This is a genomic window from Microbacterium luteolum, assembly GCF_039533965.1.
Classification (GTDB): Bacteria; Actinomycetota; Actinomycetes; order Actinomycetales; family Microbacteriaceae; genus Microbacterium; species Microbacterium luteolum.
The window spans coordinates 594,551-619,811 of record NZ_BAAAUN010000001.1 but is presented as its reverse complement, the minus strand read 5'-3'; the positions used below and the strand labels follow the sequence as shown (position 1 = coordinate 619,811).

Below are 25,261 nucleotides of genomic sequence, written 5' to 3'. Positions count from 1 at the left end.
ACACGCTCGTGTCCGGGGTCCGGGAGAGAATGGACCCATGGGACACGGCGACGGCAGAGGGCAGATCACCTCGCCCACCGACGCCGACGACACCGGGACCCGCATCCTGCATGTCGACATGGACGCGTTCTACGCGGCCGTCGAGGTCCTCGACGACCCGAGCCTGCGCGGGCTGCCGCTGATCATCGGTGCTCCAGACGGGCGCTCCGTCGTGTCGAGCGCTTCATATGAGGCGCGTCGGTACGGCGTGCACGCGGCCATGCCGGTGTCCCAGGCGTTGCGGCTGTGCCCGACGGCGCGTATCGTGCTGCCGCACTTCCACCGCTACCAGGAGGTCTCCCGTCAGGTGATGGCGATCTTCGAATCGTTCACGCCGCTGGTGGAGCCGCTCTCGGTCGACGAGGCGTTCCTCGACGTGCAGGGCGTCCGACGCCTCTGGGGGAGTCCTGCACGCATTGCCGGTCTCATCCGTGAGCGCGTGCTCGACGAGGTCGGGATCACGTGCAGCGTCGGTGTCGCTGCCACGAAGCACGTGGCGAAGATGGCCTCGACCATCGCCAAGCCCGATGGGATGCTCGTGGTCGCGGCGGCCGACACGCTCGACTTCCTCGCGCCGCGTCCCGTACGGGCGATGTGGGGCGTCGGGCCCAAGGCGGCCGAGGCTCTGGAAGCCCGCGGCATCCGCACGATCCAGAACATCCGCGAGTCCTCACCCGAGATGCTCGAGCGGGCTGTGGGCCCCGCGCTCAGCACGCGACTCGCGCAACTCGCCCGCGGGGAGGATCCGCGCACGGTGGAGACCGAGCGCATCGAGAAGAGCATCGGGCACGAGGAGACCTTCGATCACGACATCCTGGACCGCGCTTTCCTCCGGGCGGAGCTGCTCCGTCTCGCTGACCGCGTGGCGGCCCGGCTCAGGCGAGCGGAATGGGAAGCGGGCACGGTCTCGATCAAGGTGCGCTTCGACGACTTCCGCACGCTGAACCGGTCCCAGACGCTGAGCGAGCCGTCGGCCGTCGGACAGCGGATCGGCGAGGCCGCGCAGGCCCTGTACGAGCAGATCGATCGTCGTGATCCCGTCCGTCTACTGGGTGTGCGCGCCGAGAACCTGCGTCCGGCCGGCGGCGGTGGCCTGGGGCTGTGGGACGACGACGAGGACTGGCGGAAGGTCGAGGGGGCCGTCGACGAGGCAGTCGCGAGGTTCGGCACCGCGACGATCAGTCGCGCACGCCATATCGGTCGTGGCGACGGGCGCGGTGCGGCGCAGCATCCGAAGGCGCACGGCGTGGATTGACCGCGCACGTCCGTGATTCGTGGGCTAGCGTGGGACCATGCCGAACATTGCACTGGAACTGGGAAAGCAGATCGCGTCCTTCGGCGTGAAGAGCGCTTACGGTGAGCCGCAGGACGTCGACGGGGTGAGCATCACTCCGGTGTCCCTCACCTACTCCGGTTTCGGCGGCGGCAGCGCGGAAGGCGGCGAAGGCGGTGGTGGCGGCGGCGTCTCCATCCCAGTCGGTGTGTACGTCCGTCGCGAAGAGGGACTGCGGTTCGAGCCGAACATCGTCACCCTGCTGGCCGTGGCTGTGCCGTTCGTCTGGGTCACCGGGCGGGCGCTCTCGCGCATCATCCGTGCCCTCAAGAAGTGACGATCCGGTCGCGGCAGCGATCGATCGCGCCGCGACGCTGATCGCGCAGGATGTCGTCGCTCTGGCGGCGGCGAATCCGGTCGTCCTGATCGACGGTCGCAGCGGTGCCGGGAAGTCGACTCTGGCCGCTCGGCTCGCAGCGCGCTGGCCGCTCGCGGGACGGGTGCAGCTGATCGCGCTGGATTCGCTGTATCCGGGCTGGGACGGTCTCGACGCCGGTGTGGATCGTGCACTCGAGTGGATCCTCCGTCCGCACGGACGCGGATACCTGGGCACCTGGCGTCGCTGGGACTGGGAGCGCGAGACGGAGGCCGAGAGCCACGCCGTCGACCCCGCTCTCGGCGTCATCGTCGAAGGCAGCGGCATCCTGACGCCGTCGACGGTCGGGCTCGGGGACGTGCGGATCTGGGTGGAGTCAGGGGAGCCCGCTCGCAAGGCTCGAGCGCTGGCGCGTGACGGCGAGACGTATCGGCCGCACTGGGACCGGTGGGCGGCTCAGGAGCGTCTCCATGTGGAGCGCGACGACCCGCGGATGCTGGCGACCAGGATCGTCGACGTCCCCTAGAGGTTCATCGGCCTCGTCGCTCGTCGAGTTCATCGGCCGCCTGGATCAGCACTTCGAGGCGGTATCCGAGCCAGTCGTAGATGCCGCCACGGGCGTCGTCGGTGGTCTGGTCCTCCGTGGTGATCCCGAGCCGATCGGCGATCACCAGCCGGATCGCCGTGAGCGTGCGCAGCCAGGCATCGATCTCTTCCTCTGCGATGACGAGATCGCGGGGCGCCAGTGCGTCCTCCTCGGACAGCACGTCGACGTCGACGTCGAAGGGGTCGAGCGCCGTGCTCACGATGGTCGCCTCGTCGAGCCGCCGATCGAGCAACTCGTCCCGGGTACTGTCGGCGAACGCCTTCGCGGCCGCCTGATCCTCCGGGTACGCGCTCGGGGTCAACCGCCGAACGGCCGGATCCTCCACGGCGCGATCGCGCATCAACTCGCGGAAGTCGTCCACGAGCCGCGCGAGATGTGCGCCTTCGATCAAGGCGAGCGAAAGGACGATCTCCCGGGCGCTCATCCGCCCACCTTCCGCACCGTCGCCCAGAGGCCGTAGTCATGCATCGCCTGGGCGTGCACCTCCATCGTCTCGCGCGGCCCGGTCGCGACGATCGCGTGTCCGTCGTGGTGGACGGCGAGCATCAGTGCTGTCGCGCGCTCCGTGGAGTAGCCGAAATACGTCCGGAACACCCGGACCACGTAGCTCATGAGATTCACCGGATCGTTCCACACGACCACTTCCCAGGGCTCGAGGGGAGCGGCCTGGAGATCGGTGATCTCCTCGAGGTCGGGGACGGCGATCGGGGTGCTCATGCCCAGCCCATCTCGTGGAGCTGCTCGTCGTCGAGGCCGTAGAAGTGGGCGATCTCATGCACCAGGGTGGTGTGGATCTCGTCCCGCAGCTCCGTCTCGGTCTCGCACTGCGCGAGATGGGGCTCCCGGAACAGCACGATCCGATCGGGAAGCTCGCCCATGCCGTACTGGGTGCGTTCCGTCAGAGCGAGCCCGTCGTAGAGCCCCAGCAGATCGAGGGTGCCGTCTTCGGGGCGGTCCTCGACGACGAACACGACGTTCTCCAGCCCGTCGACCATGTCGTCGGGCAGCTGGTCGAGCTCGTCGATCACGAGCGCCTCGAAGGCGGCAGCATCCATCTCCATCCGCTCCAGCCTAGGGGCGGGCGCGGGGCGACACGGCCGTGTCAATGAAGGAAGACGAGCAGCGCCGCCACAGCGATGAACAGGACGCCGAACACGGTGTTGAGGATGCGTTGACCGCGTGCGGAACGCGTCAGACGGCGGAACGGGCGGGCAGCTGCGGCGAAGAAGCCCCACATCACGATGACGTCGACGATGATCACGGTCACGACGAGCGTGAGGTACTGGGGGAGAGGCGGCTCATCGAGTCGGATGAACTGGGGGATGAAGGCGAGGAAGAAGACGATCGCCTTCGGGTTGAGCAGGTTGACCCAGAACCCGCGCCGGATCATCGACCAGTGGCTCTCGCGGGAGTCGATGGGAGAGATCTCGTCGTCGGCGACGACGACATCGGGCTTCGCGAGGATGAGCCGGATGCCGAGGAACACGAGGTAGGCCGCGCCCGCGTACCGGATGGCGTTGAAGAGGAACTCCGAGCGCGACACCAGGAGTCCGACGCCGGCGGCGACGATGGCGACATGGACGATGAGGGCGATCTGCTGTCCGACGATCCCCCAGATCGAACGGCGCCACCCCTGATTGAGCGCGTTCGACATCGTGTTGATCGCACCGGCACCGGGCGTGAAGCTGATGACCACCGAGGCCGTGAGAAGAGAGAACCAGACCGCGAGTGACACCCCGTCAGTCTAGAGCCCGGCGCTTGGGCGGCCGAGACGCAGAAGAGGCCCGAATCATCCGATTCGGGCCTCTTCGCTGGGGTGAGTAACGGGACTCGAACCCGCGACATCCGGCACCACAAGCCAGCGCTCTACCAGCTGAGCTATACCCACCATGTGCCCACCGGAGCGGGCAACCAGATGAGTCTATTACATGTTCGAGGTGAACTCCGACACCGTCCGGGTCGCGATGCCGCGTGCGTCGTCGCTGGACGGGCCGGGCTCGGCGACGAAGACGGCCTCGCGGTAGTAGCGCAGCTCGCGGATCGACTCCAGGATGTCGGCGAGCGCGCGGTGGCCACCGTCCTTGGACGGAGCCTGGAAGAACACGCGCGGGTACCAGCGACGCGACAGCTCCTTGATGCTGGAGACGTCGACGTTCCGGTAGTGCAGCCACTGATCGACCTGCGGCATGTACTTCGCGAGGAACATGCGGTCGGTGCCGATCGTATTGCCGGCGAGGGGCGCCTTGCGCTCCAGAGGGACGAATCGTCGGATGTAGGCGAGTGTCTGCGCTTCCGCCTCCTCCAGCGAGACGCCGTGGGGGATCTCCTCGATCAGCCCCGATGTCTCGTGCATCTTGGTGACGAAGTCGTTCATGTTCGCGAGGGCCGCGTCGTTCGGGCGGATCACGACCTGAAAGCCGGGGTCGATGGGGCGGAGCTCGAAATCGGTGATGACGACGGCGATCTCGACGAGTTCATCGACCGCCAGATCGAGTCCCGTCATCTCGCAGTCGATCCATACGAGACGATCGTTCTCGGACGCAGATACCATGCCGCCATACTATCGACGGGCCCGACATCGGCGGCCGGGCGCGGTACGGTAGATGCACGCCTCCGTAGCTCAGGGGATAGAGCAGGAGCCTTCTAATCTCTTGGTCGCAGGTTCGAATCCTGCCGGGGGCACCCAGATCGACTGCGTCTCGACCGCAACTCGTCCCGCAGGGCGAGTGCAGCCGGTCAGGAGTACCGCAGTGCGGCGACCGCGTCGTCCGGCCGCCAGAACTCCCCGACGATGCGGAACGTGCCCGTCGCGAGGTGCAGGCGCTCGGCGCGGTAGCGCAGGCCCAGCGGGTCGGCGACGATCCTCAGGTGGCCGAGGACGCGCTCGGTCCTGTCCTGAACGCGCCAGAGATGATCGGCCGCGCGGACGAGGTGCTCGCGTGCGGAGGAGAGCCGAGGCGTCGCGTAGGGAACCTCGGGCAGATAGGTGGTCAAGCTGTCGGACATCGGAACTCCTTTCTCTGATTCGAACATATGACCGACCACCGACATTCCTCCTCCGAGAGCCAGCGAGGACCGTCGAAGCTGTTCTGCACACGCCGGATCTCACGAGGGCTCTCCACCGATCGCGTGTCTGACGTGTCCGTCGGGAACCGCGATCCCGCACGCTGGTGCGATCCGGGCATTCGACCCGGGCATCGAGAGGACTGAGAATGATCGACACCGTCACCATCGTCGGGCGAGTAGCCACCGATCCGACACACGGACAGACCGGAGGAGGGGCGCCGGTCACCAACTTCCGACTCGCCAGCACCCACCGCCGATTCGACAACGCGACCCAGGCGTGGATCGACGCGGACACCAACTGGTTCTCGGTCGCCGCGTTCCGGCAGCTCGGCGAGCATGCCAAGGCGTCGCTCCGCACGGGGGACAGCGTCATCGTCACCGGTCGGCTCCGGATCCGCACCTGGGAGAGCAACGGCAAACAGGGGACCAGCGTCGACATCATCGCCGAGGCGATCGGACACGATCTGCGGTGGGGGACGACCGCGTTCCTCGCCCGGAGTCGAGCGACGCCTTCGGACGCGGGGACCCACGGGGCCACCCCGGAAGCGCGCTCGGCCGATCAGGAGAACGACTTCGACACCGATACCGGTGCCGATGCCGACGCCGACGATCATCGAGAGCTGCCCGATCTGGATCTCTCGTGGGCGGAAGCCCCGGCGGGTGCCGCAGCCACGTCCGCGACCGCGCACTGAAGAGGCGACGAAGGGACGGACCAGGACCGGTCGGCGGTGCGGGCTGCACGGTCGCTGCCCGTAGACTCAGCACGTGCTTCGTCGACCGGTCTCTGCGGCGCCGCGGAAGGCCGCCTCCGTCCTGGCTCTCGCCTCCGGGCTGCTCCTCCTCTCCGCCTGCACGCCGGGGCCCGACTCCGTCGCGCCGCCATCCGCCGAGGCTTCGCCGACACCGGATTCCACGGTGCCGGCGGAACCGGAGCTGGTGCCCGACGGCACCGCCGAGGACAACCTCCCCGTGTTCACGAGAGTGTCGGAGGGGATCTGGGCGACCGACCAGCGCGTGTCCGGGCGCGCGTACATCGACGCCCTCACCGCTGCGGGGTTCGACCGCGCCGCGATGCAGGTGACTCAGGACCTCTCCACCGTCGGCAACACGGCGGAGAGCCTGCAGTTCTCGGTGCGCTGGGGTGAGGACGAATGCCTGATCGGCCAGGTCGGGCCCTCGACCGGGCAGGTCGTCACCGCGGTGATGCCCCAGTTGGCGGAAGGGCGCTGCCTGGTCGGCACGACTCGTCCCATCGACTGGTGACACAGCCGAGGGCCGGTAGGCTGGAGTGTCGATCTTCGACGCCAACAGAAGGAGCGGTTTTCGGTGGCTGAGTACATCTACTCGATGGTGCGTGCACGCAAGGCAGTGGGCGAGAAGCTCATCCTCGACGACGTCACCATGGCATTCCTTCCCGGTGCCAAGATCGGCATGGTGGGTCCGAACGGCGCCGGTAAGTCGACGATCCTCAAGATCATGGCAGGTCTCGACACGCCGTCGAACGGCGAGGCCAAGCTCTCCCCGGGCTTCACGGTCGGCATCTTGATGCAGGAGCCCGAACTCGACGAGTCGAAGACGGTGATCGAGAACATCCAGGACGGCATCGCCATCAAGGCGAAGGTCGACCGCTTCAACGAGATCTCGGCGCTCATGGCCGACCCCGACGCCGACTTCGATGCGCTTCTCGCCGAGATGGGCGGGCTCCAGGAGGAGATCGACGCCGCAGACGGCTGGGACCTCGACTCCCAGCTCGACCAGGCGATGGATGCCCTGCGCACCCCGCCGGCCGACGCTGCCATCGCCCCGCTCTCCGGTGGTGAGAAGCGTCGCGTGGCGCTGGCGAAGCTGCTGCTCCAGAAGCCTGATCTCCTGCTCCTCGACGAGCCCACCAACCACCTCGACGCGGAGAGCGTGCTCTGGCTCGAGCAGCACCTGCAGGCGTACAAGGGCGCGGTGATCGCGATCACCCACGACCGGTACTTCCTCGACCACGTCGCCGAGTGGATCGCCGAGGTCGACCGCGGTCGTCTCATCGGCTACGAGGGCAACTACTCGACCTACCTCGAGAAGAAGGGCGAGCGTCTGGAGGTCCAGGGCAAGAAGGACGCGAAGCTCGCCAAGCGCCTCAAGGAGGAGCTCGAGTGGGTTCGGTCGAGTGCCAAGGGCCGCCAGACCAAGTCCAAGGCCCGTCTCGCCCGTTACGAGGAGATGGCGACGGAGGCGGAGCGGACCCGGAAGCTGGACTTCGACGAGATCCAGATCCCCGCAGGCCCTCGCCTCGGTGGCATCGTCATCGACGCCAAGAAGCTGCAGAAGGGCTTCGATGACCGCGTGCTGATCGACGGCCTCAGCTTCAACCTGCCGCCGAACGGCATCGTCGGCGTCATCGGGCCGAACGGTGTGGGTAAGACCACGCTGTTCAAGACGATCGTCGGCCTCGAGCCGCTCGACGGAGGCGACCTGAAGGTCGGCGAGACGGTCAAGATCAGCTACGTCGACCAGTCGCGCTCCAACATCGACCCGAACAAGACCCTGTGGGAGGTCGTGTCCGACGGGCTCGACTACATCCAGGTCGGCAAGACCGAGATCCCCTCTCGCGCCTACGTCTCGAAGTTCGGCTTCAAGGGGCCGGACCAGCAGAAGAAGGCCGGCGTCCTCTCCGGTGGTGAGCGCAACCGTCTCAACCTCGCGCTGACGCTGAAAGAGGGCGGCAACCTGCTGCTCCTCGACGAGCCCACCAACGACCTCGACGTCGAGACGCTGAGCTCGCTCGAGAACGCTCTGCTCGAGTTCCCCGGCTGTGCCGTGGTCATCACCCACGACCGGTGGTTCCTCGACCGTATCGCGACGCACATCCTCGCCTACGAGGGCACCGACGAGAACCCCGGCCAGTGGTACTGGTTCGAGGGCAACTTCGAAGCCTACGAGGAGAACAAGATCAGCCGCCTCGGACCGGATGCCGCGAAGCCGCACCGCTCCACGCACCGCAAGCTCACGCGCGACTGATGTCCTCGCCCCGCCTGCACATCCCGATCCACCTCCGCTGGGGCGATCTGGATGCCTTCAACCACGTCAACAACACCTCGATGCTCAAGCTGCTCGAGGAGGCGCGGGTGCGGGCGTTCTGGCGTGCAGGACCGGGGGAGGAGGCGCCGTCCACGGCTGTGCTCGACTCCGGCATCGACGAGGGCATCCTGACCCTCATCGCCCGCCAGGAGATCGAGTACCTCGCTCCGGTGCCCTACCAGCGCCGCCCGCTCGAAGTGCAGATGTGGTTCGGGAAGCTCGGCGGGTCGAGCGTCGAGGTCTGCTACGAGGTGCACAACGACCCCGCCGCCGAGCCTCGGACGATCTATGCGCGCTCGACGGCGGTGATCGTCCTGGTGGACGCGGCCAGCGGGCGTCCGACTCGTCTGACCCAGGAGATGCGCGACGCCTGGGAGCCCTTCGTGGGCGCGTCGATCGAGTACGCGCACCGCTAGACCGATTCGCCGCCTCGTCGCGGTACCGTCGTCGTGTGCCCTCACGCCGACGATTCCCCGCCACCACGTCATCGGCGGCGCGTGCACGCTACGCGAAACGGCGGCAGCGCCGGCTCGACAAGGTGACCAACGACCTCACCCCGTCCCAGTGGGCCGACATCGTGGCGGCCTGGGGCGGATGCGCATACTGCGGTGTGCACGACGACCGGCTCCAGCGCGACTGCGTCATGCCGATCTCCCGGGGCGGGCGATACACCGTCGACAACGTCGTCCCGGCGTGCGCGTCCTGCAATGCGAGCAAGAGCAACAGCGAGGTCACCGGTTGGCTGCGCCGCAAGAAGCTCGACGAGCGCCGCTTCCTCGTCCGCTACGCCGAGATCCTGCCCACGCTCAGTCGGGACTAGTCCGCGGGCACGCGGATCATGATCTCCTGCGCGACGCTGGCCACGAGACCGCCTTCGCGGGAGTAGATCCGTCCGGTGGCGAGTCCCCGGCCCCCGCGCGCGTTCGGCGACTCCTGCACGTAGAGCAGCCACTCGTCCACCCGGGCCGGACGATGCCACCACATCGCATGGTCGAGGCTCGCGACCTTCAGCCCCGGCATCGCCCAATACACGCCGTGCGCCCGCAGGATCGACTCCTGGATCGTCATGTCGCTCAGATAGGCGAGCGCCGCGCGGTGCAGGCGCTGATCGTCGGGAAGCGGCGCGCGCATGCGCATCCAGACCGCCTGTCTGGCCACATGCGGATCGTCGCTCGGCAGGTAGAGCGGAGAGTCCACGTGTCGGATGTCGGCAGCCCGCTCGCTCAGCATCCGCGCGGTCCCTCCGGGGAGTCCCTCCACGCGATCCTCGTCCGGAGCGAGATCCTCCGGGGCAGGCATCCCCTCCGGCATCGGCTCCGCATGCTCCACGCCCGGATCCGCGTCCTGGAACGACGCGATCATCGAGAAGATCGGCACGCCGTTCTGGTACGCCTGGGACCGCCGCGTCGAGAACGACCGGCCGTCGTGGATGCGGTCGACGGCGATCGTGATCCCCTGACTCGCATCCCCCGGACGAAGGAAGTAGCCGTGCATCGAGTGGACGGCGCGATCCTCGGGGAGGGTGCGCTCCGCGGCGATCAGGCTCTGCGCCAGGACCTGACCCCCGTAGATGCGCCCGGTCGGCATCGGATGCGATGCCCCGGTGAAGATGTCCTCGGTGGTGCGCGCCTGCGTGACCTCGAGGTCGAGCACGTCGAGCAGTCGTTCGACGGTCCGGATGGCGTGGTCTTCGGGGCTCATTCTTTCCTCTCCGCGACCGCGGGCACCGGTCCGTTGGTAGTTTAGAACGCGTGCCGCATCACCTTCTCCTCACCGATCCCGAAACGGCGAAGGACGTCCTCACGTTCGTGGGGAGGGCGACGAGGATCACGGATGACGGCGTGCGGCTGCAGGCATCGAACGGCGTCCTCGCGCTGACGACGGCAGCACTCGCCCCGCACGGGCTCTTCGACAGCACGCCCACCGTGCTCGCCATGCGCATCGTGCACGCCGACCCGGAGCTCGAGTGCGACATCGTCGTCGACCAGCTCACGGCGGCCGACGACCCGTTGCGCTTGACGCTCCCGGAGACGGGACTCTCACCGGCCTGGGCCGGGGTCGCACCGCCCCGAGGGGACTGGACGCCGGCGGCGACGCTTCCGGCGTCGATGATCGCTCAGCGTGCACAGTGGGGCATCTCCGCCGTCGCACGAGGGGCGACGCCGGGATCGGGCGAGGAGGCCGTTCGTGCGCTGCGCGCGGCGATCTGGGGCGAGCCCGACGACGATCTGGGCGGCCTGCCCCGAGGGATCGCCTTCGCCGCCGACGCCCTGGGATTCATCTCGGGCGAGGAGGAGGTCCCCGTGATGCGCTCGGGACGATGGACCCGCCTGGCGTTCCGGCGCGGGCATGTGCTGGCGCGCGGACCGGTCGCATCCGGGCTGACGGCCGTCCGCGACACCGGTACTGCCGGCTGAGCCCCTCGCTGACTCAGCGCGCGGCGGCGCGTCCCGCCTGGCGGCCGGAGAACAGGCATCCTCCGAGGAAGGTTCCCTCCAGCGCCCGGTACCCGTGCACGCCCCCACCGCCGAAGCCGCTCGCCTCTCCTGCGGCATACAGCCCGGGGATCACTGCGCCCGCGGCATCGAGTGCCCTCCCGTCGAGGTCGGTGTTGATGCCGCCGAGCGACTTCCGCGTGAGCACGTGCAGCTTGACCGCGATGAGGGGCCCGGCTGCCGGATCCTGCAGACGATGCGGCGCCGCGGTGCGGATCAGCTTGTCGCCGCGGTAACTGCGCATCGAGCGCAGCATCCCGATCTGCGCGTCCTTCGTGAAGTCGTTGTCCATCTCGCGGTCACGCGCGACGACCTCGCGTCGCACGTTCTCGATGTCGAGAGCCTCGCCGCCCGGATGCTGCTGCATCTGCTCGAGCAGGGACTCGAGGTCCGATTCCACGATGAAGTCCTCGCCCTCGTCGAGGAACGCCTGCACCGGACCGGTCGGGCCCTTCGCGAGTCGGGAGGTGAGCAGCAGCCCCACGTCTTTGCCGGTGAGGTCGGGATTCTGCTCGCTGCCGGAGAGCGCGAACTCCTTCTCGACGATGCTCCGCGAGGTGACGAACCAGGAGTGGTCGTGGCCGGTCGTGCGCAGATGCTCCAGTGTCCCGAGCGTGTCGAAGCCCGGGAACAGCGGGACAGGAAGCCGCTTGCCGGTCGCATCGAGCCACAGCGAGGACGGACCGGGGAGGATGCGGATGCCGTGCGACGGCCACACCGGGTCCCAGTTCGTGATCCCCTCGACGTAGTGCCACATCCGGTCGCCGTTGATCAGGCGGGCCCCTGCAGCCTCGCTGACGGCCTGCATCGAGCCGTCGACGTAGGCCGGAACTCCGGTGAGCATGTGGTCGGGCGGCGTGCCGAGACGCGAGGGCCAGGCCGCTCTCACCATGTCGTGGTTTCCGCCGATGCCGCCGGACGAGACGATCGTGGCGCCGGCGCTGATCTCGAACCCGCCGATCACCTCGCGGGAGGACTCAGCGCCGCGTCGTGCGCCGCTCGTCGCCAGCACGTCGCCGCGCGCGCCCGTGACGACACCGTCGGTGACGATCAGCTCGGAGACACGGTGGCGCGGCAGCACCGTGAGATGTCCCTCGCGCTCGCCCTGCTCGACCGCGGCTGCGAACGGCGCGACGACCCCTGGCCCGGTTCCCCAGGTGATGTGGAAGCGGGGGACCGAGTTGCCCGGCCCGATCGCCCCGTACCCGCCGCGCTCCGCCCACCCGACCACGGGGAAGAAGCCGACGCCGCGCTCACGCAGCCAGGCGCGCTTCTCGCCGGCCGCGAACTGCAGATAGGCCTCTGCCCACCGCCGCGGCCACTCATCCTCCGGGCGATCGAAGCCCGCGTTGCCGAACCAGTCCTGCGTCGCGAGCTCGAGCGAGTCCTTGATGCCCAGACGACGCTGCTCGGGGGAGTCGATGAAGAAGAGTCCGCCGAATGACCACCACGCCTGCCCGCCGAGGTTCGTCCGCGGTTCCTGGTCGATGAGGATGACCCGACGCCCGGCCGTGAGGGCCTCGGCGGCGGCGACCAGCCCGGACAGCCCCCATCCGATCACCAGGACATCAGTGGACAGGGGCGTCTTCGTCATGAGTTCTCCGTTGATTCCTGACGTGATCGGGTCTCGAGCGTGGGACGCCCGCCGGTGGCGGTCCCGATCCCCGACGGCTCGAATGTGTTCACCATGGCATAGGCCGCCCGCTCCAGATAGTCCCAGAGCGTCGATTCGTGCAGGGGCGACAACTGCGCCTCGTCCACGGCGGTCCTCATGTGACGGAGCCAACGATCCCGAGCGTCGGGATCGACGTGGAAGGGCATGTGCCGCATGCGCAGGCGCGGATGCCCGCGGGTCTCGCCGTAGGTGGTCGGTCCGCCCCAGTACTGCTCGAGGAACATCAGGAGACGCTGCTCGGCAGGCCCGAGATCCTCCTCGGGGTACATGGGCTTGAGCACCGGGTCAAGCGCGACCTCGCGATAGAAGACCGAGACGATCTTCGCGAACGTCTCGTGTCCGCCGACCTCGTCGTAGAACGTCACTTCTGGGGGCTCCCATCGTCGGTCGGCTTCTTGCGACGCCAGATCCCGCGGTCAGGGATGACCGGCACTCCGGTGACGGCGTTGGGGCGGGTCCTGGGGGGATTCGCCCCGCGGACGCGTCGAGCTCCGTCGAGTCCGGTCGGGGCGACCTCGACCATGCTCGGCACCGCGATCTCCTTCTCGGTGAGCGCAGCGCGCAGGCGTCGGCGGAGTTCCTGGGCGACGTCGTCCTTCGCGTTGGCGCGCGCCTTGATCACGATGCGCACGACGAGGGCGTCCCCGCTGATCGACTCGAGTCCCCACAGCTCGGGCTTCTCGATGATGCGGGTGCGCCACTTCGGATCCTTCGCGAGCCCCTGCGCGGTCTCGAGCATCGTGTGCTCGACCTGCTCCAGATCGGAATCGGCAGGCACTCCGAGATCGATGATCGCGCGAGCCCAGCCCTGCGACATGTTGCCGATGCGGGTGACCTCGCCGTTGCGCACGTACCAGAGGGTGCCGTTCACGTCGCGCACCTGGGTGATGCGCACGCTGACGTACTCGACCACACCGCTCGCGAGCCCCAGGTCGACCACGTCGCCGATCCCGATCTGGTCCTCGGCGACGATGAAGATGCCGTTGAGAACGTCCTTGACGATGTTCTGGGCCCCGAAGCCGAGACCGGCGCCGACGGCGGCGGTGAGCAGGGTCAGGGAGCCGAGGAGACCGGGGGAGAGGGCGCCGACCACGAGCACGAGCGCGATCACGACGAGCATCACGTTCACGATGTTCTGCAGGATCGTTCCGAGCGTGCGCGTCCGCTGGACGAGCCGCATGTCGGACAGCGGGGAACGCTCGAGCGCCTGCGTGTCGTCGACCGCCGCCTTGTTCTTGGCGCTGTCGACGATGCGATGCACCACGCGACGGATGACGACGCGCAGGATGAGTCCGATGACGATGCAGCTGACGACGATGAGGGCGACGGCGAGCGCCTTCATGCCGATGTCGCCGAGCACGAGGAGGGTCTGCTTCCACCACTCCGGGAGCGGGGTCTCGACAGGGGGTTCCGTGACTTCGAAGGGGATCATCATCACCACCAGATCCTAGCGAGCGGGCCTCTGCGCAGGCTGGACACGACGACAGGCTCGGCGACCCCGCGTCGGGGCGCCGAGCCTGTCGGTGTGATCAGTCGTCCGCGTCGCGCGACTGCGCGGCCAGAGCGCGCTCGACGTCGGCCAGGTTCTCCAGGACGAGACGGCGGAGCGCCGGCGCGGCATCCTGGTTCGCTGCGAGCCAGGCGCGCGTGGCGTCACGCAGCGCGATGTCCGCGAGCGCCGTCGGGAACAATCCCACGACGAGGTACTGCGCGATCTGGTACGAGCGCGACTCCCAGACGGGAAGCAGCATCTCGAAGTACGCCGGCACGAACTCCCGCAGGGCCTCGGCGCCGGCCGGATGCACGAAGCCCAGCGCTGCCGATCGGACGATCGTGTTGGGGGCGTCGTCCCGTTCGATGAGCGAGGCCCACGCGGCCTTCTTCGACGCCGCGTCGGGGAGTGCGGCCCGCGCCTGGGCGGCGAACTCGCCACCCTTGGCGGTGTTGTCCGCGGCGAGGGCGGCGTCGATGGACGCGGCATCCGTCGCGCCGATCGTGGCGAGGCCGACGAGCAGCTGCCAGTTCAGGTCGGCGTCGATCTCGAGCCCGGGGAGGGTCTCCTCGCCGGAGCGCAGGCGCCCGACGATTCCGGCGTGCTCGGGCGTGACCAGGGCGTTCGCGAACGCGGTGACGAACTGCAGCTGGCTGTCGCTGCCGGGTTCGGCAGCCTCGGCCAATGCCCAGATGCCGTCGGCGACCTTCAGGCGTGCGGCCTCGCGGTCGGCGGGTGCCACGTACAGCGTCGCGGCGGTCCGCAGCTGGCCGAGCGTGGTGCGGACGGTCGTGGACTCCGTCTCCCGGCCGATGTTGCCGAGCACCAGGTCGATGTAGGCGGACGCCGGGGTCTCGGCGTCGCGCGTCTGATCCCAGGCCGCGCCCCAGACGAGCGAGCGCGCCAGCGGGTCGTGGATGTCGGCGAGGTGGGCGATCGCCGTGGCGAGCGACTTCTCATCGAGACGGATCTTGGCGTACGCCAGGTCGTTGTCGTTGAGCAGCACCAGATCGGGGCGCTTGATGCCCTGCAGCTCCGGCACCTCGGTGCGATCACCGTCGACGTCGACCTCGACGTAGTGCGTGCGCGTGAGCGTGCCGTCGGCCAGCGTGTAGAAGCCGATGCCGAGGCGGTGCGGACGGATCGTCGGGTAGTCGGCCGGCGCGGTCTGCGTGATGGCGAAACGCGAGATGGTGCCGTCGCCGCCTTCGGCGATGACCGGCTCCAGCGTGTTGACGCCGGCCGTCTCGAGCCACTTCTTCGACCACGTGCTGAGGTCGCGACCGCTCGTGGCCTCGAGCTCGGAGAGCAGGTCGCTCAGCTCCGTGTTGCCCCACGAGTGCTTCTGGAAGTACTGCGAGACCCCGCCGAAGAACGCCTCGATGCCGACCCAGGCCGCGAGCTGCTTGAGCACGGAGCCGCCCTTGGCGTAGGTGATCCCATCGAAGTTGACCTGGACGTCTTCGAGATCGTTGATCTCCGCGACGATCGGATGCGTGGAGGGAAGCTGGTCCTGGCGATAGGCCCAGGTCTTCTCCATGGCGTTGAACGTGGTCCACGCCTCGGTCCATTCGGTGGCTTCCGCCGTGGCGATGGTCGACGCCCACTCGGCGAAGGACTCGTTGAGCCAGAGGTCGTTCCACCACTTCATGGTGACGAGGTCGCCGAACCACATGTGCGCCAGCTCATGCAGGATCGTGACGACACGGCGCTCCTTGACCGCGTCGGTCACCTTGCTGCGGAACACGTAGGTCTCGGTGAAGGTGACCGCGCCCGCGTTCTCCATCGCACCGGCGTTGAACTCGGGCACGAAGAGCTGGTCGTACTTCGCGAACGGATACGGCACGCCGAACTTCGACTCGTAGTACGCGAAGCCTTCGCGGGTCTTGTCGAAGATGTAGTCCGCATCGAGGTGCTGCCACAGGCTCTTGCGGCCGTAGACGCCGAGGGGGATCACTCGGCCCGACGCGCTCGTCAGCTCCGAGAAGGTCGACTCGTAGGGTCCTGCGACGAGCGCGGTGATGTACGAGGAGATGCGGGGAGTCGGCTCGAAGCCCCACGTGGCGGTGACGTCGTCGTCGTGGAGGATCGGCTCGGGCGTCGGGGAGTTGGAGACGACCTTCCATGCCGAAGGGGCCGTGATCGTGAACTGGAACGTGGCCTTGAGGTCGGGCTGCTCGAAGACGGCGAAGACGCGGCGAGAATCCGGGACCTCGAACTGCGAGTAGAGGTAGACCTCTTCGTCGACGGGATCGACGAAGCGGTGCAGTCCCTCGCCGGTGTTGGTGTACAGGCAGTCGGCGTCGACGACCAGCACGTTCTCCGCCTGGAGTCCGGTGAGGGCGATGCGCGAGTCGGCGAAGACCTCGTCCGGGTCGAGCTGCTCGCCGTTGAGGGAGATCTCGCGGACTTCCCGCGCGATCAGGTCGATGAAGGTGAAGCTCGCAGGCGTCGCGGAGAAGCGCACGACGCTGCGGGAGCCGAAGACCTCGGCACCCTTGGTCAGATCGAGGGCCACCTCGTACGACTGGGTGTCGACGACGTCGCGGCGCTCCTGCGCTTCGATGCGGGTGAGGTTCTCTCCAGGCACAGATGTACTCCCAGGGGTGAGGGGATGTCACCGGAGTCGGGCGCAGTTGGCGCCGACGGCAACCCTGACAGCCTACGCCAGAGCAGCGGACCAGCTCGCTCCGGAGAGGTGAAAGGATGGGAGGGTGACTGCGACCGAGCCGAACACCGTCCTCTTTGCCTCGACTGCCGCTGCCGGCGGCGCACCGTTCGTGACGACGCCGGTCGCCTACGACGGCATCCTCCTGGCGGGCTTCGGCGGACCGGAGGGCCAGGACGACGTGATCCCGTTCCTGCGCAACGTCACGAGGGGTCGCGGCATCCCGGACGAGCGACTGGAGGAGGTCGCCCACCACTATCGCCACTTCGGCGGTGTGAGCCCGATCAACGGTCAGAACCGGGTGCTCAAGGAAGCCCTCGAGGCGGAACTCGCGGACCGCGGGATCGACCTGCCCGTGTACTGGGGCAACCGCAACTGGGCCCCGTACCTCGAAGAGGTGGTGGCGGAAGCCTCCGCTCAGGGGCACAACACGCTCCTGGCCTTCGCGACGAGCGCCTACAGCTCCTTCTCCAGCTGCCGCCAGTATCGCGAGGACTTCGCGCGGATCCTCGAGGACACCGGGCTCGGCGACACCGTCACGATCGACAAGATCCGTCCCTTCTACGACCACCCGGGCTTCGTCGAGGCCTTCGAGACCGGGGTGCGCGAGGCGGTCGAGCAGTTCCTGGCCGCCGGCAACGCCGCGGCCGACATCCAGATCCTCTTCTCCACCCACAGCATCCCGACGGCCGACGCCGAGCGCTCGGGCGCTCGCGACATCGAATGGGGCGAGGGCGGCGCCTACGCGGCCCAGCACCTGGCCGTCGCCGCATGGGTCATGGACCGCGTCCGCGAGAGCGTGCCGGCAGCGGCGGGCGTCTCCTGGGAACTCGTCTACCAGTCGCGTTCCGGTCCCGCCTCCCAGCCCTGGCTGGAGCCCGACGTCTGCGACGTGATCGGCGAGCTGCCCTCCCGCGGTCGCACGGCCGTGGCCGTGGTGCCCGTCGGGTTCATGAGCGATCACATGGAAGTGCTGTGGGATCTCGACACCGAGGCCGCCGAGGCCGCGGAGGAGGCAGGGCTCGCGTTCACGCGCACCCCCACCCCCGGCGTCTCGCCCTCGTTCGTCGCGGGGATCGTGGACCTGATCGAGGAGCGGCTCCAGGGCCGCCCCAACGAGGAGCGCCCGCACGTCACCGCGCTGCCCGGCGGGTTCGACGTCTGTCGTCCCGGATGCTGCGAGAACATCCGTGCGGGGTTCAAGCCGGCCGCGGCGGGCGTCGCCCCCTGACATCCCCTCGCGCGGTCGCCGCTTCTAGGATGGGAGCCATGCGCATCCACATCGCCACCGACCACGCGGGTCTCGACTTCTCCACGCAGCTGCAGGATCACCTGCGCACCGCCGGACATGAGGTCATCGATCACGGTCCGATCGTCTACGACGCGGTCGACGACTATCCCGCCTTCTGCATCCGTGCGGCTCAGGCGGTCGTCGCCGACCAGACGGCCGGCGTGGAGGCGCTCGGCATCGTCTTCGGAGGGTCCGGCAATGGGGAGCAGATCGCCGCGAACAAGGTGCAGGGCGTCCGGGCAGCACTCGTCTGGAACCTCTCGACGGCCGAGCTGGCGCGCGAGCACAACGATGCGAACGTCATCTCCATCGGTGCGCGACAGCACACGTACGAAGAGGTCACGGGCCTGATCGACCGCTTCATCGCGACGCCGTTCTCCGGCGAGGAGCGTCACGTCCGCCGGATCGGGCAGATCGCGGAGTTCGAGCGCGACGGCTCCCTCCTTCCGGACCCGAGGGCCTGACATGCCTGAGGGGCATTCCGTCCATCGCATCGCCCGGCAGTTCGACCGGAACTTCGTCGGGAAGACGCTGCACGCTTCGAGCCCGCAGGGCCGTTTCGCCGAGGGCGCGGCCGTCCTCGACGGGCGGGCAGCCGTGAGCGTCAAGGCCGTCGGCAAGCAGATGTTCCTCGAGACCGAGGGCGACCTCTGGCTGCGGGTGCATCTGGGCCTCTACGGGGCCTGGGACTTCGCGGGAGAGATCCTGCTCGACCCCACGATCGCTTCCGCGAACGGGCGCATGGGGCAGACGAATCAGCGCGGCACGGTGCTGGACGAGCCGATCCTCGACGACGCGGGGGAGAACTCGCTCTCCTCGATCGGCGCACCGCGGCGCACACGCGTGCATGTACGGATGTCTGAGCAGACGAAGGGGCTCGCGGACGAGGGCATGGACTGGCCGCCGCCGATCGTGGGCCAGGTGCGGCTGCGTCTCATGACCGACATCACCGCTGCCGACCTGCGCGGACCGACGGCCTGTGTGCTGCAGACACCGGAGGAGATGCTCGCCACCGTCGCGAAACTCGGCCCCGATCCTCTCGTCGGCGATCCGGTGGAGAACGAGGAGCGGTTCGTCCGCGCCGTCGCCAAGACGCAGACCGTCATCGCCCTGCTGCTGATGGATCAGTCGGTCGTGAGCGGCATCGGCAACGTCTACCGCGCGGAGATGCTCTACCGTCAGCGCCTGAACCCGCACACGCCGGGACGCGACGTGCCGGAGGAGATCGTCCGCGCCCTGTGGCACGACTGGGTGCGGCTGCTCGCGATCGGCGTCGAGACCGGTCAGATGATGACCATGGACGACCTCTCGCCGGACGAGTACCGGGCGGCCATGGCGAGCAGGGACGACCGCCACTGGGTCTATCACCGCGCTGGTCTGCCCTGTCGGGTGTGCGGCACGGAGATCGCCCTCGAGGAGATCGGTGCGCGCAAGCTGTACTGGTGTCCTCGCTGCCAGGCGTGACGGTCCCGCTCTAGGCTGGATTCATGCGACAGAATCCGAGCTTCACGCTGGCCGACGTCACCGAGATGCGTCGAGTGATCGACGCGAATCCGTGGGCGAACATCGTCAGCGCGGGGAGCGACGGGCTCGTCGCCTCGCACTACGTGGTTCTGCTGGACGAAACGCGGGACGACCTCACGGTCGTGGGCCATGTCGGCCGGCCCGATGACCTCATCCACGGTATGGGGGAGCGTGAGCTCCTGGTGGTCTTCCAGGGCCCGCACGGCTACGTGTCGCCCGGGTGGTACGGCGACGTGCAGGCGGTCCCGACCTGGAACTACACGGCCGTGCACCTCTCCGGAGTGCCGGAGATCCTGAGCGACGAGGAGAACCTCGAGGTGCTCGATCGCCTGGTGCGCCGCTTCGAGGAGCGGATGCCGGATCCGCGCCTGATGTGGGAGCGGCCGAACGACCCCGCTTTCGTGCAGCGCCTGGCCGCGGGGACGGTCGGGTTCCGGCTGACGCCGACGCGGCTGGTCGCCAAGCGGAAGCTGAGTCAGAACAAGCCCGCCGAGACGATCGAGGCCGTGATATCCGCGCTGTCGGAAGACGGGCCCTACGCCAACCGCGAGCTCGCCGCGGAGATGCGCCGTGCGCAGGACGCGCGCACGGGAGCGTCGCGTTGACCGCGCGGGAGACGGTCGTCGACACCGTGCGAGCCGTGCGGATCGCTGGCCCCGGCCGCGAGTTCCTGATCGACGACGAACCCGTCGACATCCTGATCGAGGACGGGCGCATCGCCGATATCGCTCCGACCGGAGCGCTCCGTGCGCGAGGCGAGGTCCTGGACGCGGACGGAGCCTGGGCGGTTCCGGGGCTTTGGGACAATCACGTGCACACCGTGCAGTGGGCGCTGGCCGAAGAGCGCGCGCCCCTCGGATCGGCGGACTCGGCGGCGGCCGCGGCACGCCTCATGAGCGATGTGCGGCCGCTCTCGGACGGACGACGCGTGGGCAGCGGCTTCCGGGACGCGCTCTGGACAGACCTGCCGTCGCTCGAGATGCTGGATGCCGCGACAGGAGCCGTGCCGACCTATCTGATCAACGCCGATGTGCACAGCGTCTGGCTGAACTCTGCCGCCCTCGCCCGTGAGAGCTTCCGGAGCCCCGACGGAATTCTGCGTGAGGAGGACGCCTTCGAGATCTCCCGGCGTCTCAACGCCGCCGATCCCCCACACGGCGACCGGGCGGTGCAGAGCGCCGGTGACCGTGCGGCGGCGCGAGGGATCACCGGACTCGTCGACTTCGATATGGCATGGAACGCCGACGCCTGGCCCCGACGTGTCGAAGCCGGTTTCGCCGCGCACCGTGTGGAATTCGCGATGTACCCGTTCGACCTCGATCGAGCGATCTCGTCCGGTCTCCAGACGGGGGAGTTGCACGAACACCCGGACAGTCCGGAGACGGGGCGCGGGCTCATCCGGGTGGGGTCCCTCAAGGTCATCACCGACGGCTCGCTCGGCACCAGGACGGCCGCCTGTTCGCACGCGTATCCCGGTGATCCGCACAACTTCGGGATGCTGACCGTTCCGCCGGATGCGCTCGTGGAACTGCTGACCCGGGCCACCGGTGCCGGCCTGGCCGTCGCTGTGCACGCGATCGGCGACCGAGCGATCACCTCGGCGCTCGATGCGTTCACGGTCTCCGGCGCCGTCGGAACCATCGAGCACGCGCAGCTCGTGCGACACGCGGATCTCGCCCGGTTCGCGCGGCTCGGCATCGCCGCGAGCGTGCAACCCCAGCATGCGATCGACGACCGCGATCTCGTCGCGAAGCACTGGGCGGAGCAGACGGCGATCAGCTACCCGCTCGCGTCCTTGCGTAACGCCGGAGCGGAACTCCGATTCGGCTCGGATGCCCCCGTGGCAGAACTCGACCCCTGGCAGGCGATCTCTGCGGCCGTGGCCCGGACCGACGATGACCGAGCCCCGTGGCATCCGGAGGAGTCCCTGACCGTCGACCAGGCGATCGAGGCGAGCGTGCGCTCCACGCTCCGCCCCGGAGAGCCGGCGGACATCGTGCTCTGCGGCGAGGATCCGCGTACGGCGACGGCGGCGCGTCTGCGTGAGATGCCGGTCGTCGCGACGCTTCTCGCCGGTCGCGTCACGCACACGCGGTAGAGGCCGCCGCACGCGAAAGGGCGGGACTCGGTGATCCCGAGTCCCGCCCTTTCGTGATGGTGGTCAGGCCGCGATGTGCGAGACGAGGAACCAGCGGTCCTTGTCGAGACCGCGCTGGATCTCGATCGCGACGTCCTGGCTCGTCAGGTCGACCTCGTCGAGGCCGTCGACGGCGGCGCGGACGTCGACGAGGATCGCGTCGATGTCGGCGATGACCGCACGGATCAGCTCATCGGACTGCGTGAAGCCGGCGGGGACGCCGGTCGCTCCGGCCTTCGCCGCGACGGCGCTCACGCGCGCGTCGATCGGAAGTCCGAGGGCGACGATGCGCTCTGCGGCGGTGTCGGCGAAGTCGCCGGCGTGCGCGACGATCGTGTCGAGCAGCTCGTGGACGCCGACGAAGTTCGCGCCGCGCACGTGCCAGTGGGCCTGCTTGCCGTTGACGGTCAGCGCCTGGAGGCCGAGGACGACGGGGGAGAGGAACTGCGCGGCGCCGGCGGCGACGGTCGGGTCGACGGCGGTGGTGGAAACGGTCTGTGCCTTGCTCATCTTCTGCTCCTCAAAAGCGAAATCTCGTATCTGTTGAAGACAACGCTACTCACGCTCAGACATTCCGCAAGCAAGCTGAGGCTCGGCTCACTTCCGCGTGATTCCGCGGAAGTGAGGGTAGTCTCACCTCATGACCATCGCCTCCGACGCCTCCGTTCTCTCCCTGCCGGACGGCACCCCGTCGATCGATGCCTCCGCGTTCGTCGCGGCGGGTGCGCGCATCGTCGGCGACGTCTCCCTCGCGGCGGGCGCCAGCGTCTGGTACAACGCGGTGCTGCGCGGCGACTCCGCCGGGATCGTCATCGGGCCGGGCAGCAATGTGCAGGACAACGTGTCGGTGCACGTGGATTCCGGGCACCCCGTCGTCGTGGGCTCGAAGGTGTCGATCGGACACAACGCCGTCGTGCACGGCTGCACCATCGGCGACGGCTCGCTCGTCGGGATGGGATCGGTGATCCTCAGCGGCGCGGTGATCGGCGAAGGATGCCTGATCGCGGGCGGCGCCGTCGTGCTCGGCGGGACGGAGGTCCCGGCAGGTTCCCTCGTCGCCGGCGTCCCCGCGAAGGTGCGCCGGTCGCTCAGCGAAGAGGAGCGCGCCGGGTTGATCGCCAACGCCGAGATCTACCTGGGTCACCTGCAGACCCACGCCGCCGCGTCTCCGGTGTGACCCGGACCGGCCGCTAGGCTGGAACGTGTACGGGGCGGTGGCCAAGCTGGTTAAGGCAGTGGGCTCATAACCCAACGATCGCGGGTTCAAGTCCCGCCCGCCCTACCATCGGTACCGGCCGTCAGTCGGTGGCAGCGCTCTCGAGGTGCTCGTCGACGAGCGTGATCCCGCCGCTCGAGTTCGCGGAGTGCGCGAGATCCTCGATCCAGCTGCGGCTGAGCTCCGGGGTCTCCGGCTCCTGGAAGACGAAGCGGAGCGGGATCGAGGGGTGCAGCCAGAGGGTCGAGCGTCCGGGCGCGTCGCCCTCCGGGTGTCGCCACGACAGCGTGAAGCTCTCATTGCGCCGGAGTTTGGTGGCGATCACGACCTTGAGATGGGCGAGCGCGCGGTCCTCGATCTGGATCGGATCCTGGGCATCGCCGTAGTAGAGGCTTCCCATCTGTCAGCAGGCGTCTCGAGAGATGACGGGCGCGTGGCTCATGGAACTCCTCGGGGACGGCAGTGCGGACCGACGGGCGGTCGGGGGATGGTTGAACTCTAGTCAACGCGCGAGACCCTCCCCGCCATGGATCGGAACCCGCCGTCACGGACGAACAGAGTCTTCGCCTGGTGTCACGCGGCGAGCAGGATCCGAGGTGAGGGAGGGCGCCTCGCCGTACGCCTCCCGATAGGCCGCGGTGAAGCGGGACGGATGGCTGAAGCCCCACCGACGAGCGATCGCGCGGACGGAGGCGCCTTCGCCGTTCTGGAGATCTCGACGCGCCCCGTCGAGCCGCGCGCGCCGGAGGGCATCGGTCGGCGTGATGTCCAGGGCACGGCGGAAGGCGTACTGGAGGCCTCTCGTCGAGATGAAGGACGCGCCCGCGACGTCATCCACGGTGATCGGCAGATGCGCGTTCTCGTCAATGTAGGAGAGGGCGCGCCGCACGGTCATCGGCGCACCGGAGCGCTGCGGAGGTCGCCGCATCGACTCCGCCAGCGTCGTGGGGAACGTGGACAGCGTCATCATCAGCGCGTGCCGCTCGAACTCGGACAGGAGCAGGCGGTCGTCGCCGGTCTCATCCCCCAGAGCGGCATCGAGGTAGTGGAACATCCGCTCCCACTGCGCTGCCGCAGCGGCCGAGCGCGGCGCGAGTCCGAGAGCGCGCAGCTCGATCCCGTCGTCACCCGTGAACTGCCTGGCGCGCTCCTGCGCCGCCTCGCGGTCGAACACGAAGGCCCTGACGCGCGCCGAGCGGTGCCATTGCGCCTGGACCTGTGTGCCGTCGGTCAGCCAGGGGAGTCGGGCGTCGAGCGTCTGCCCGTCCGACCAGACGTGAGCATCGGCGGAGTCGACGCGGCACACCAGGAGCTGGTCGCGCGGTTCGGCGGTGGAGTGGACCTGTGCTGCGAGGTCGTACCTCACGAGCGTCGCGCTGCCGAGATCGGCGGATCGCCAATCGAACCGGAATCGCTGCGGGTCGACCTTCTGCAGCGCCGCAGACGGGACGTACTGCTGCCAGGTGGACTCCACGTCGTCGACGTTCCTGGACGTGAACTGCATCGCCTGCTTCCTCCTCACACCGCGCGAAATGGGCGCCAGTGTGGAGAGTAGTCGAACCGGACGCGTGGGAAGAACCCGCACGACCGAGACGCTCAATCCGTCGTCGGAGGAGAGGCGCGCACGGGCCAGCTGCCGTCGAGGTGCTCTTCGGGCTCGAGTCGGCCGACGCTGATGAAGTACTCCGTCAGGCTCGCGGCCTGCGAGCGGGCCCAGCCGATCTGACGGGTGTGCAGTTCGGTCAGCGTCGGCGGCAGCGAGAATTGGCGCGCGAGCGCCTGAGCCACCCGCCCGGCGGCGATCGCATCGGCCGACGCCTCATGCGCATCGTCGAGAGGGACGGCGTAGTGCTCGGCGACGACCTCGAGGGTGCGTTTGCCACGACGGTAGCGGTCGTAGGCCTTGTCGATGACGAAGGGATCTATCACGGGGGCGGGATCGACGAGCGGTTCGATCCCGTGCCTGGTGGCGTCATGGGCGAGCAGGGAGAAGTCGTAGGCGGCGTTATAGGCGACGACCGGCACGCCCTGATCGAGGAGGGAGCGCAGGGCGGACGTGACCTCGGCGATGACCTCGCCTGCGGGGCGGCCGTACTCGCGTGCGTATCCGGTGGTGATGCCGTGCACCGCCGTCGCGCCGTCGGGAATCACGATCCCCGGGTCGGCGAGCCAGGAGCGCGCCGCGATCTGTCGTCCCTCAGCATCGAGGACCCCGACGTGAGCGGTGACCACGCGGTCGGAGGCGACATCGATGCCGGTCGTCTCCAGGTCGAACACCGCGACACGGGTGAGCCAGGCGGGAAGCGCAGGACCGGGTGACATGCCTTCACCGTAGA

30 protein-coding genes and 3 tRNA genes are annotated in these 25,261 nt (G+C 68.6%); 17 read left to right on the top strand and 16 right to left on the bottom strand.

Going from position 1 to position 25,261, the window contains the following annotated elements; translation table 11 throughout:
* Positions 1–37 precede the first annotated feature (37 nt).
* The 3 genes from dinB to ABD648_RS03040 are packed head-to-tail and all read left to right on the top strand — an operon-like array spanning position 38 to position 2,214.
* Positions 38–1,294: a DNA polymerase IV gene (gene dinB, locus ABD648_RS03050; RefSeq protein WP_282217241.1), complete on the top strand. Its 1,257-nt coding sequence runs from the start codon at positions 38–40 to the stop codon at positions 1,292–1,294.
* 37 nt (positions 1,295–1,331) lie between these two features.
* Positions 1,332–1,649, top strand: a complete 318-nt coding sequence (locus ABD648_RS03045) for a hypothetical protein (protein ID WP_116635034.1) — start codon at positions 1,332–1,334, stop codon at positions 1,647–1,649.
* On the top strand, positions 1,633–2,214 hold the full coding sequence (locus ABD648_RS03040; RefSeq protein WP_282217240.1) for a nucleoside/nucleotide kinase family protein: 582 nt from the start codon (positions 1,633–1,635) through the stop codon (positions 2,212–2,214). Before ABD648_RS03045 ends, ABD648_RS03040 begins: the two co-directional genes overlap by 17 nt.
* Positions 2,215–2,218: 4 nt before the next feature.
* Here the strand turns inward: ABD648_RS03040 and ABD648_RS03035 are convergent, their stop codons facing one another.
* From ABD648_RS03035 to orn, 6 genes are all read right to left on the bottom strand, one after another.
* A complete protein-coding gene (locus ABD648_RS03035) occupies positions 2,219–2,719 on the bottom strand; it encodes a DUF2017 family protein (protein WP_282217239.1) in 501 nt (166 codons plus the stop codon).
* On the bottom strand, positions 2,716–3,012 hold the full coding sequence (gene clpS, locus ABD648_RS03030; protein ID WP_282217238.1) for an ATP-dependent Clp protease adapter ClpS: 297 nt from the start codon (positions 3,010–3,012) through the stop codon (positions 2,716–2,718). Before clpS ends, ABD648_RS03035 begins: the two co-directional genes overlap by 4 nt.
* On the bottom strand, positions 3,009–3,356 hold the full coding sequence (locus ABD648_RS03025; protein ID WP_116635030.1) for a metallopeptidase family protein: 348 nt from the start codon (positions 3,354–3,356) through the stop codon (positions 3,009–3,011). Before ABD648_RS03025 ends, clpS begins: the two co-directional genes overlap by 4 nt.
* Before the next feature lie 41 nt (positions 3,357–3,397).
* On the bottom strand, positions 3,398–4,030 hold the full coding sequence (locus ABD648_RS03020) for a LysE family transporter (RefSeq protein ID WP_282217237.1): 633 nt from the start codon (positions 4,028–4,030) through the stop codon (positions 3,398–3,400).
* A 77-nt stretch (positions 4,031–4,107) separates the two neighbouring features.
* Positions 4,108–4,183: transfer RNA gene (locus ABD648_RS03015), tRNA-His, on the bottom strand.
* A gap of 36 nt (positions 4,184–4,219) precedes the next feature.
* Complete coding sequence (orn, locus tag ABD648_RS03010; protein ID WP_282217236.1) at positions 4,220–4,846, bottom strand: oligoribonuclease; 627 nt, start codon at positions 4,844–4,846, stop codon at positions 4,220–4,222.
* A gap of 58 nt (positions 4,847–4,904) precedes the next feature.
* Between orn and ABD648_RS03005 the strand changes: the two genes are divergently transcribed.
* Positions 4,905–4,977: transfer RNA gene (locus ABD648_RS03005), tRNA-Arg, on the top strand.
* A 54-nt stretch (positions 4,978–5,031) separates the two neighbouring features.
* Here ABD648_RS03005 and ABD648_RS03000 read toward each other — a convergent pair.
* Entirely contained in the window at positions 5,032–5,301 is a 270-nt protein-coding gene (locus ABD648_RS03000; protein ID WP_282217235.1) for a hypothetical protein, read from the bottom strand.
* Positions 5,302–5,507: 206 nt separating this feature from the next.
* Between ABD648_RS03000 and ABD648_RS02995 the strand changes: the two genes are divergently transcribed.
* The 5 genes from ABD648_RS02995 to ABD648_RS02975 all read left to right on the top strand — a co-directional run bounded on the left by ABD648_RS02995 (position 5,508) and on the right by ABD648_RS02975 (position 9,247).
* Positions 5,508–6,053, top strand: a complete 546-nt coding sequence (locus ABD648_RS02995; RefSeq protein ID WP_282217234.1) for a single-stranded DNA-binding protein — start codon at positions 5,508–5,510, stop codon at positions 6,051–6,053.
* A 73-nt stretch (positions 6,054–6,126) separates the two neighbouring features.
* Entirely contained in the window at positions 6,127–6,624 is a 498-nt protein-coding gene (locus ABD648_RS02990) for a DUF6993 domain-containing protein (RefSeq protein WP_282217233.1), read from the top strand.
* 63 nt (positions 6,625–6,687) lie between these two features.
* The gene (ettA, locus tag ABD648_RS02985; protein WP_282217232.1) at positions 6,688–8,367 is read left to right on the top strand and encodes an energy-dependent translational throttle protein EttA; all 1,680 of its coding nucleotides are present in this window, start codon (positions 6,688–6,690) and stop codon (positions 8,365–8,367) included.
* Positions 8,367–8,843 carry an acyl-CoA thioesterase gene (locus ABD648_RS02980; RefSeq protein ID WP_282217231.1) on the top strand — a complete coding sequence of 159 codons (477 nt, stop codon included), beginning with the start codon at positions 8,367–8,369 and terminating at the stop codon, positions 8,841–8,843. The genes ettA and ABD648_RS02980 overlap by 1 nt, the downstream gene beginning before the upstream one ends.
* A 35-nt stretch (positions 8,844–8,878) precedes the next feature.
* Entirely contained in the window at positions 8,879–9,247 is a 369-nt protein-coding gene (locus ABD648_RS02975) for an HNH endonuclease (protein WP_282217230.1), read from the top strand.
* On the opposite strand, the gene ABD648_RS02970 is transcribed toward ABD648_RS02975, so the two are convergent.
* On the bottom strand, positions 9,244–10,128 hold the full coding sequence (locus ABD648_RS02970; RefSeq protein ID WP_282217229.1) for an acyl-CoA thioesterase: 885 nt from the start codon (positions 10,126–10,128) through the stop codon (positions 9,244–9,246). The genes ABD648_RS02975 and ABD648_RS02970 overlap by 4 nt on opposite strands.
* Positions 10,129–10,178: 50 nt before the next feature.
* On the opposite strand from ABD648_RS02970, the gene ABD648_RS02965 reads away from it, so the two are divergent.
* Positions 10,179–10,844, top strand: a complete 666-nt coding sequence (locus ABD648_RS02965; protein ID WP_282217228.1) for a DUF8185 domain-containing protein — start codon at positions 10,179–10,181, stop codon at positions 10,842–10,844.
* Positions 10,845–10,857: 13 nt separating this feature from the next.
* On the opposite strand, the gene ABD648_RS02960 is transcribed toward ABD648_RS02965, so the two are convergent.
* The 4 genes from ABD648_RS02960 to pepN form a co-directional block, all read right to left on the bottom strand.
* Positions 10,858–12,516 (bottom strand): FAD-binding dehydrogenase, encoded by a 1,659-nt coding sequence (locus tag ABD648_RS02960; protein ID WP_282217227.1) that lies wholly within the window; start codon positions 12,514–12,516, stop codon positions 10,858–10,860.
* Positions 12,513–12,962 (bottom strand): globin, encoded by a 450-nt coding sequence (locus tag ABD648_RS02955; RefSeq protein WP_282217226.1) that lies wholly within the window; start codon positions 12,960–12,962, stop codon positions 12,513–12,515. Before ABD648_RS02955 ends, ABD648_RS02960 begins: the two co-directional genes overlap by 4 nt.
* On the bottom strand, positions 12,959–14,032 hold the full coding sequence (locus tag ABD648_RS02950; RefSeq protein ID WP_282217490.1) for a mechanosensitive ion channel family protein: 1,074 nt from the start codon (positions 14,030–14,032) through the stop codon (positions 12,959–12,961). The genes ABD648_RS02955 and ABD648_RS02950 overlap by 4 nt, the downstream gene beginning before the upstream one ends.
* A 94-nt stretch (positions 14,033–14,126) precedes the next feature.
* A complete protein-coding gene (gene pepN / locus ABD648_RS02945) occupies positions 14,127–16,679 on the bottom strand; it encodes an aminopeptidase N (protein WP_282217225.1) in 2,553 nt (850 codons plus the stop codon).
* A 124-nt stretch (positions 16,680–16,803) separates the two neighbouring features.
* Here pepN and ABD648_RS02940 point away from each other — a divergent pair, with 124 nt between their 5' ends.
* Genes ABD648_RS02940 through ABD648_RS02920 form a run of 5 tightly spaced genes read left to right on the top strand, consistent with a single transcriptional unit; the run spans position 16,804 to position 21,670 of the window.
* Entirely contained in the window at positions 16,804–17,988 is a 1,185-nt protein-coding gene (locus tag ABD648_RS02940) for a ferrochelatase (RefSeq protein ID WP_282217224.1), read from the top strand.
* 38 nt (positions 17,989–18,026) lie between these two features.
* Complete coding sequence (locus tag ABD648_RS02935; RefSeq protein WP_282217223.1) at positions 18,027–18,512, top strand: ribose-5-phosphate isomerase; 486 nt, start codon at positions 18,027–18,029, stop codon at positions 18,510–18,512.
* A 1-nt stretch (position 18,513) separates the two neighbouring features.
* Positions 18,514–19,512 (top strand): Fpg/Nei family DNA glycosylase, encoded by a 999-nt coding sequence (locus ABD648_RS02930; protein ID WP_282217222.1) that lies wholly within the window; start codon positions 18,514–18,516, stop codon positions 19,510–19,512.
* A 23-nt stretch (positions 19,513–19,535) separates the two neighbouring features.
* Positions 19,536–20,177, top strand: a complete 642-nt coding sequence (locus tag ABD648_RS02925) for an FMN-binding negative transcriptional regulator (protein WP_282217221.1) — start codon at positions 19,536–19,538, stop codon at positions 20,175–20,177.
* Entirely contained in the window at positions 20,174–21,670 is a 1,497-nt protein-coding gene (locus tag ABD648_RS02920; protein WP_425561693.1) for an amidohydrolase, read from the top strand. Before ABD648_RS02925 ends, ABD648_RS02920 begins: the two co-directional genes overlap by 4 nt.
* A 63-nt stretch (positions 21,671–21,733) precedes the next feature.
* On the opposite strand, the gene ABD648_RS02915 is transcribed toward ABD648_RS02920, so the two are convergent.
* Positions 21,734–22,219, bottom strand: a complete 486-nt coding sequence (locus ABD648_RS02915) for a Dps family protein (protein ID WP_116635011.1) — start codon at positions 22,217–22,219, stop codon at positions 21,734–21,736.
* Positions 22,220–22,349: 130 nt separating this feature from the next.
* Here ABD648_RS02915 and ABD648_RS02910 point away from each other — a divergent pair, with 130 nt between their 5' ends.
* Positions 22,350–22,886 (top strand): gamma carbonic anhydrase family protein, encoded by a 537-nt coding sequence (locus ABD648_RS02910; RefSeq protein ID WP_282217220.1) that lies wholly within the window; start codon positions 22,350–22,352, stop codon positions 22,884–22,886.
* A gap of 31 nt (positions 22,887–22,917) precedes the next feature.
* Positions 22,918–22,994 (top strand) — tRNA-Ile (locus ABD648_RS02905).
* A 13-nt stretch (positions 22,995–23,007) separates the two neighbouring features.
* On the opposite strand, the gene ABD648_RS02900 is transcribed toward ABD648_RS02905, so the two are convergent.
* The 3 genes from ABD648_RS02900 to ABD648_RS02890 all read right to left on the bottom strand — a co-directional run bounded on the left by ABD648_RS02900 (position 23,008) and on the right by ABD648_RS02890 (position 25,247).
* Positions 23,008–23,325, bottom strand: coding sequence for a DUF7882 family protein (locus ABD648_RS02900; RefSeq protein WP_282217219.1), 318 nt, complete (start codon positions 23,323–23,325; stop codon positions 23,008–23,010).
* A 144-nt stretch (positions 23,326–23,469) separates the two neighbouring features.
* Positions 23,470–24,429, bottom strand: a complete 960-nt coding sequence (locus ABD648_RS02895; protein WP_282217218.1) for a helix-turn-helix transcriptional regulator — start codon at positions 24,427–24,429, stop codon at positions 23,470–23,472.
* 92 nt (positions 24,430–24,521) lie between these two features.
* A complete protein-coding gene (locus ABD648_RS02890) occupies positions 24,522–25,247 on the bottom strand; it encodes a 3'-5' exonuclease (protein ID WP_282217217.1) in 726 nt (241 codons plus the stop codon).
* Between the last annotated feature and the right edge of the window lie 14 nt (positions 25,248–25,261).

Coding starts and splice junctions, on each gene's coding strand:
- orn (WP_282217236.1), bottom strand. CDS start 4,846: ATGGTATCTGCGTCCGAGAACGATCGTCTCGTATGGATCGACTGCGAG.
- ABD648_RS03045 (WP_116635034.1), top strand. CDS start 1,332: ATGCCGAACATTGCACTGGAACTGGGAAAGCAGATCGCGTCCTTCGGC.
- ABD648_RS02980 (WP_282217231.1), top strand. CDS start 8,367: ATGTCCTCGCCCCGCCTGCACATCCCGATCCACCTCCGCTGGGGCGAT.
- ABD648_RS03035 (WP_282217239.1), bottom strand. CDS start 2,719: ATGAGCGCCCGGGAGATCGTCCTTTCGCTCGCCTTGATCGAAGGCGCA.
- ABD648_RS03000 (WP_282217235.1), bottom strand. CDS start 5,301: ATGTCCGACAGCTTGACCACCTATCTGCCCGAGGTTCCCTACGCGACG.
- dinB (WP_282217241.1), top strand. CDS start 38: ATGGGACACGGCGACGGCAGAGGGCAGATCACCTCGCCCACCGACGCC.
- ABD648_RS02910 (WP_282217220.1), top strand. CDS start 22,350: ATGACCATCGCCTCCGACGCCTCCGTTCTCTCCCTGCCGGACGGCACC.
- ABD648_RS02890 (WP_282217217.1), bottom strand. CDS start 25,247: ATGTCACCCGGTCCTGCGCTTCCCGCCTGGCTCACCCGTGTCGCGGTG.
- ABD648_RS02900 (WP_282217219.1), bottom strand. CDS start 23,325: ATGGGAAGCCTCTACTACGGCGATGCCCAGGATCCGATCCAGATCGAG.
- ABD648_RS02935 (WP_282217223.1), top strand. CDS start 18,027: ATGCGCATCCACATCGCCACCGACCACGCGGGTCTCGACTTCTCCACG.
- ABD648_RS02915 (WP_116635011.1), bottom strand. CDS start 22,219: ATGAGCAAGGCACAGACCGTTTCCACCACCGCCGTCGACCCGACCGTC.
- ABD648_RS03025 (WP_116635030.1), bottom strand. CDS start 3,356: ATGGAGATGGATGCTGCCGCCTTCGAGGCGCTCGTGATCGACGAGCTC.
- ABD648_RS02930 (WP_282217222.1), top strand. CDS start 18,514: ATGCCTGAGGGGCATTCCGTCCATCGCATCGCCCGGCAGTTCGACCGG.
- ABD648_RS02970 (WP_282217229.1), bottom strand. CDS start 10,128: ATGAGCCCCGAAGACCACGCCATCCGGACCGTCGAACGACTGCTCGAC.
- clpS (WP_282217238.1), bottom strand. CDS start 3,012: ATGAGCACCCCGATCGCCGTCCCCGACCTCGAGGAGATCACCGATCTC.
- ABD648_RS02960 (WP_282217227.1), bottom strand. CDS start 12,516: ATGACGAAGACGCCCCTGTCCACTGATGTCCTGGTGATCGGATGGGGG.
- ABD648_RS02995 (WP_282217234.1), top strand. CDS start 5,508: ATGATCGACACCGTCACCATCGTCGGGCGAGTAGCCACCGATCCGACA.
- ABD648_RS02895 (WP_282217218.1), bottom strand. CDS start 24,429: ATGCAGTTCACGTCCAGGAACGTCGACGACGTGGAGTCCACCTGGCAG.
- ABD648_RS02950 (WP_282217490.1), bottom strand. CDS start 14,032: ATGATGATCCCCTTCGAAGTCACGGAACCCCCTGTCGAGACCCCGCTC.
- ABD648_RS02925 (WP_282217221.1), top strand. CDS start 19,536: ATGCGACAGAATCCGAGCTTCACGCTGGCCGACGTCACCGAGATGCGT.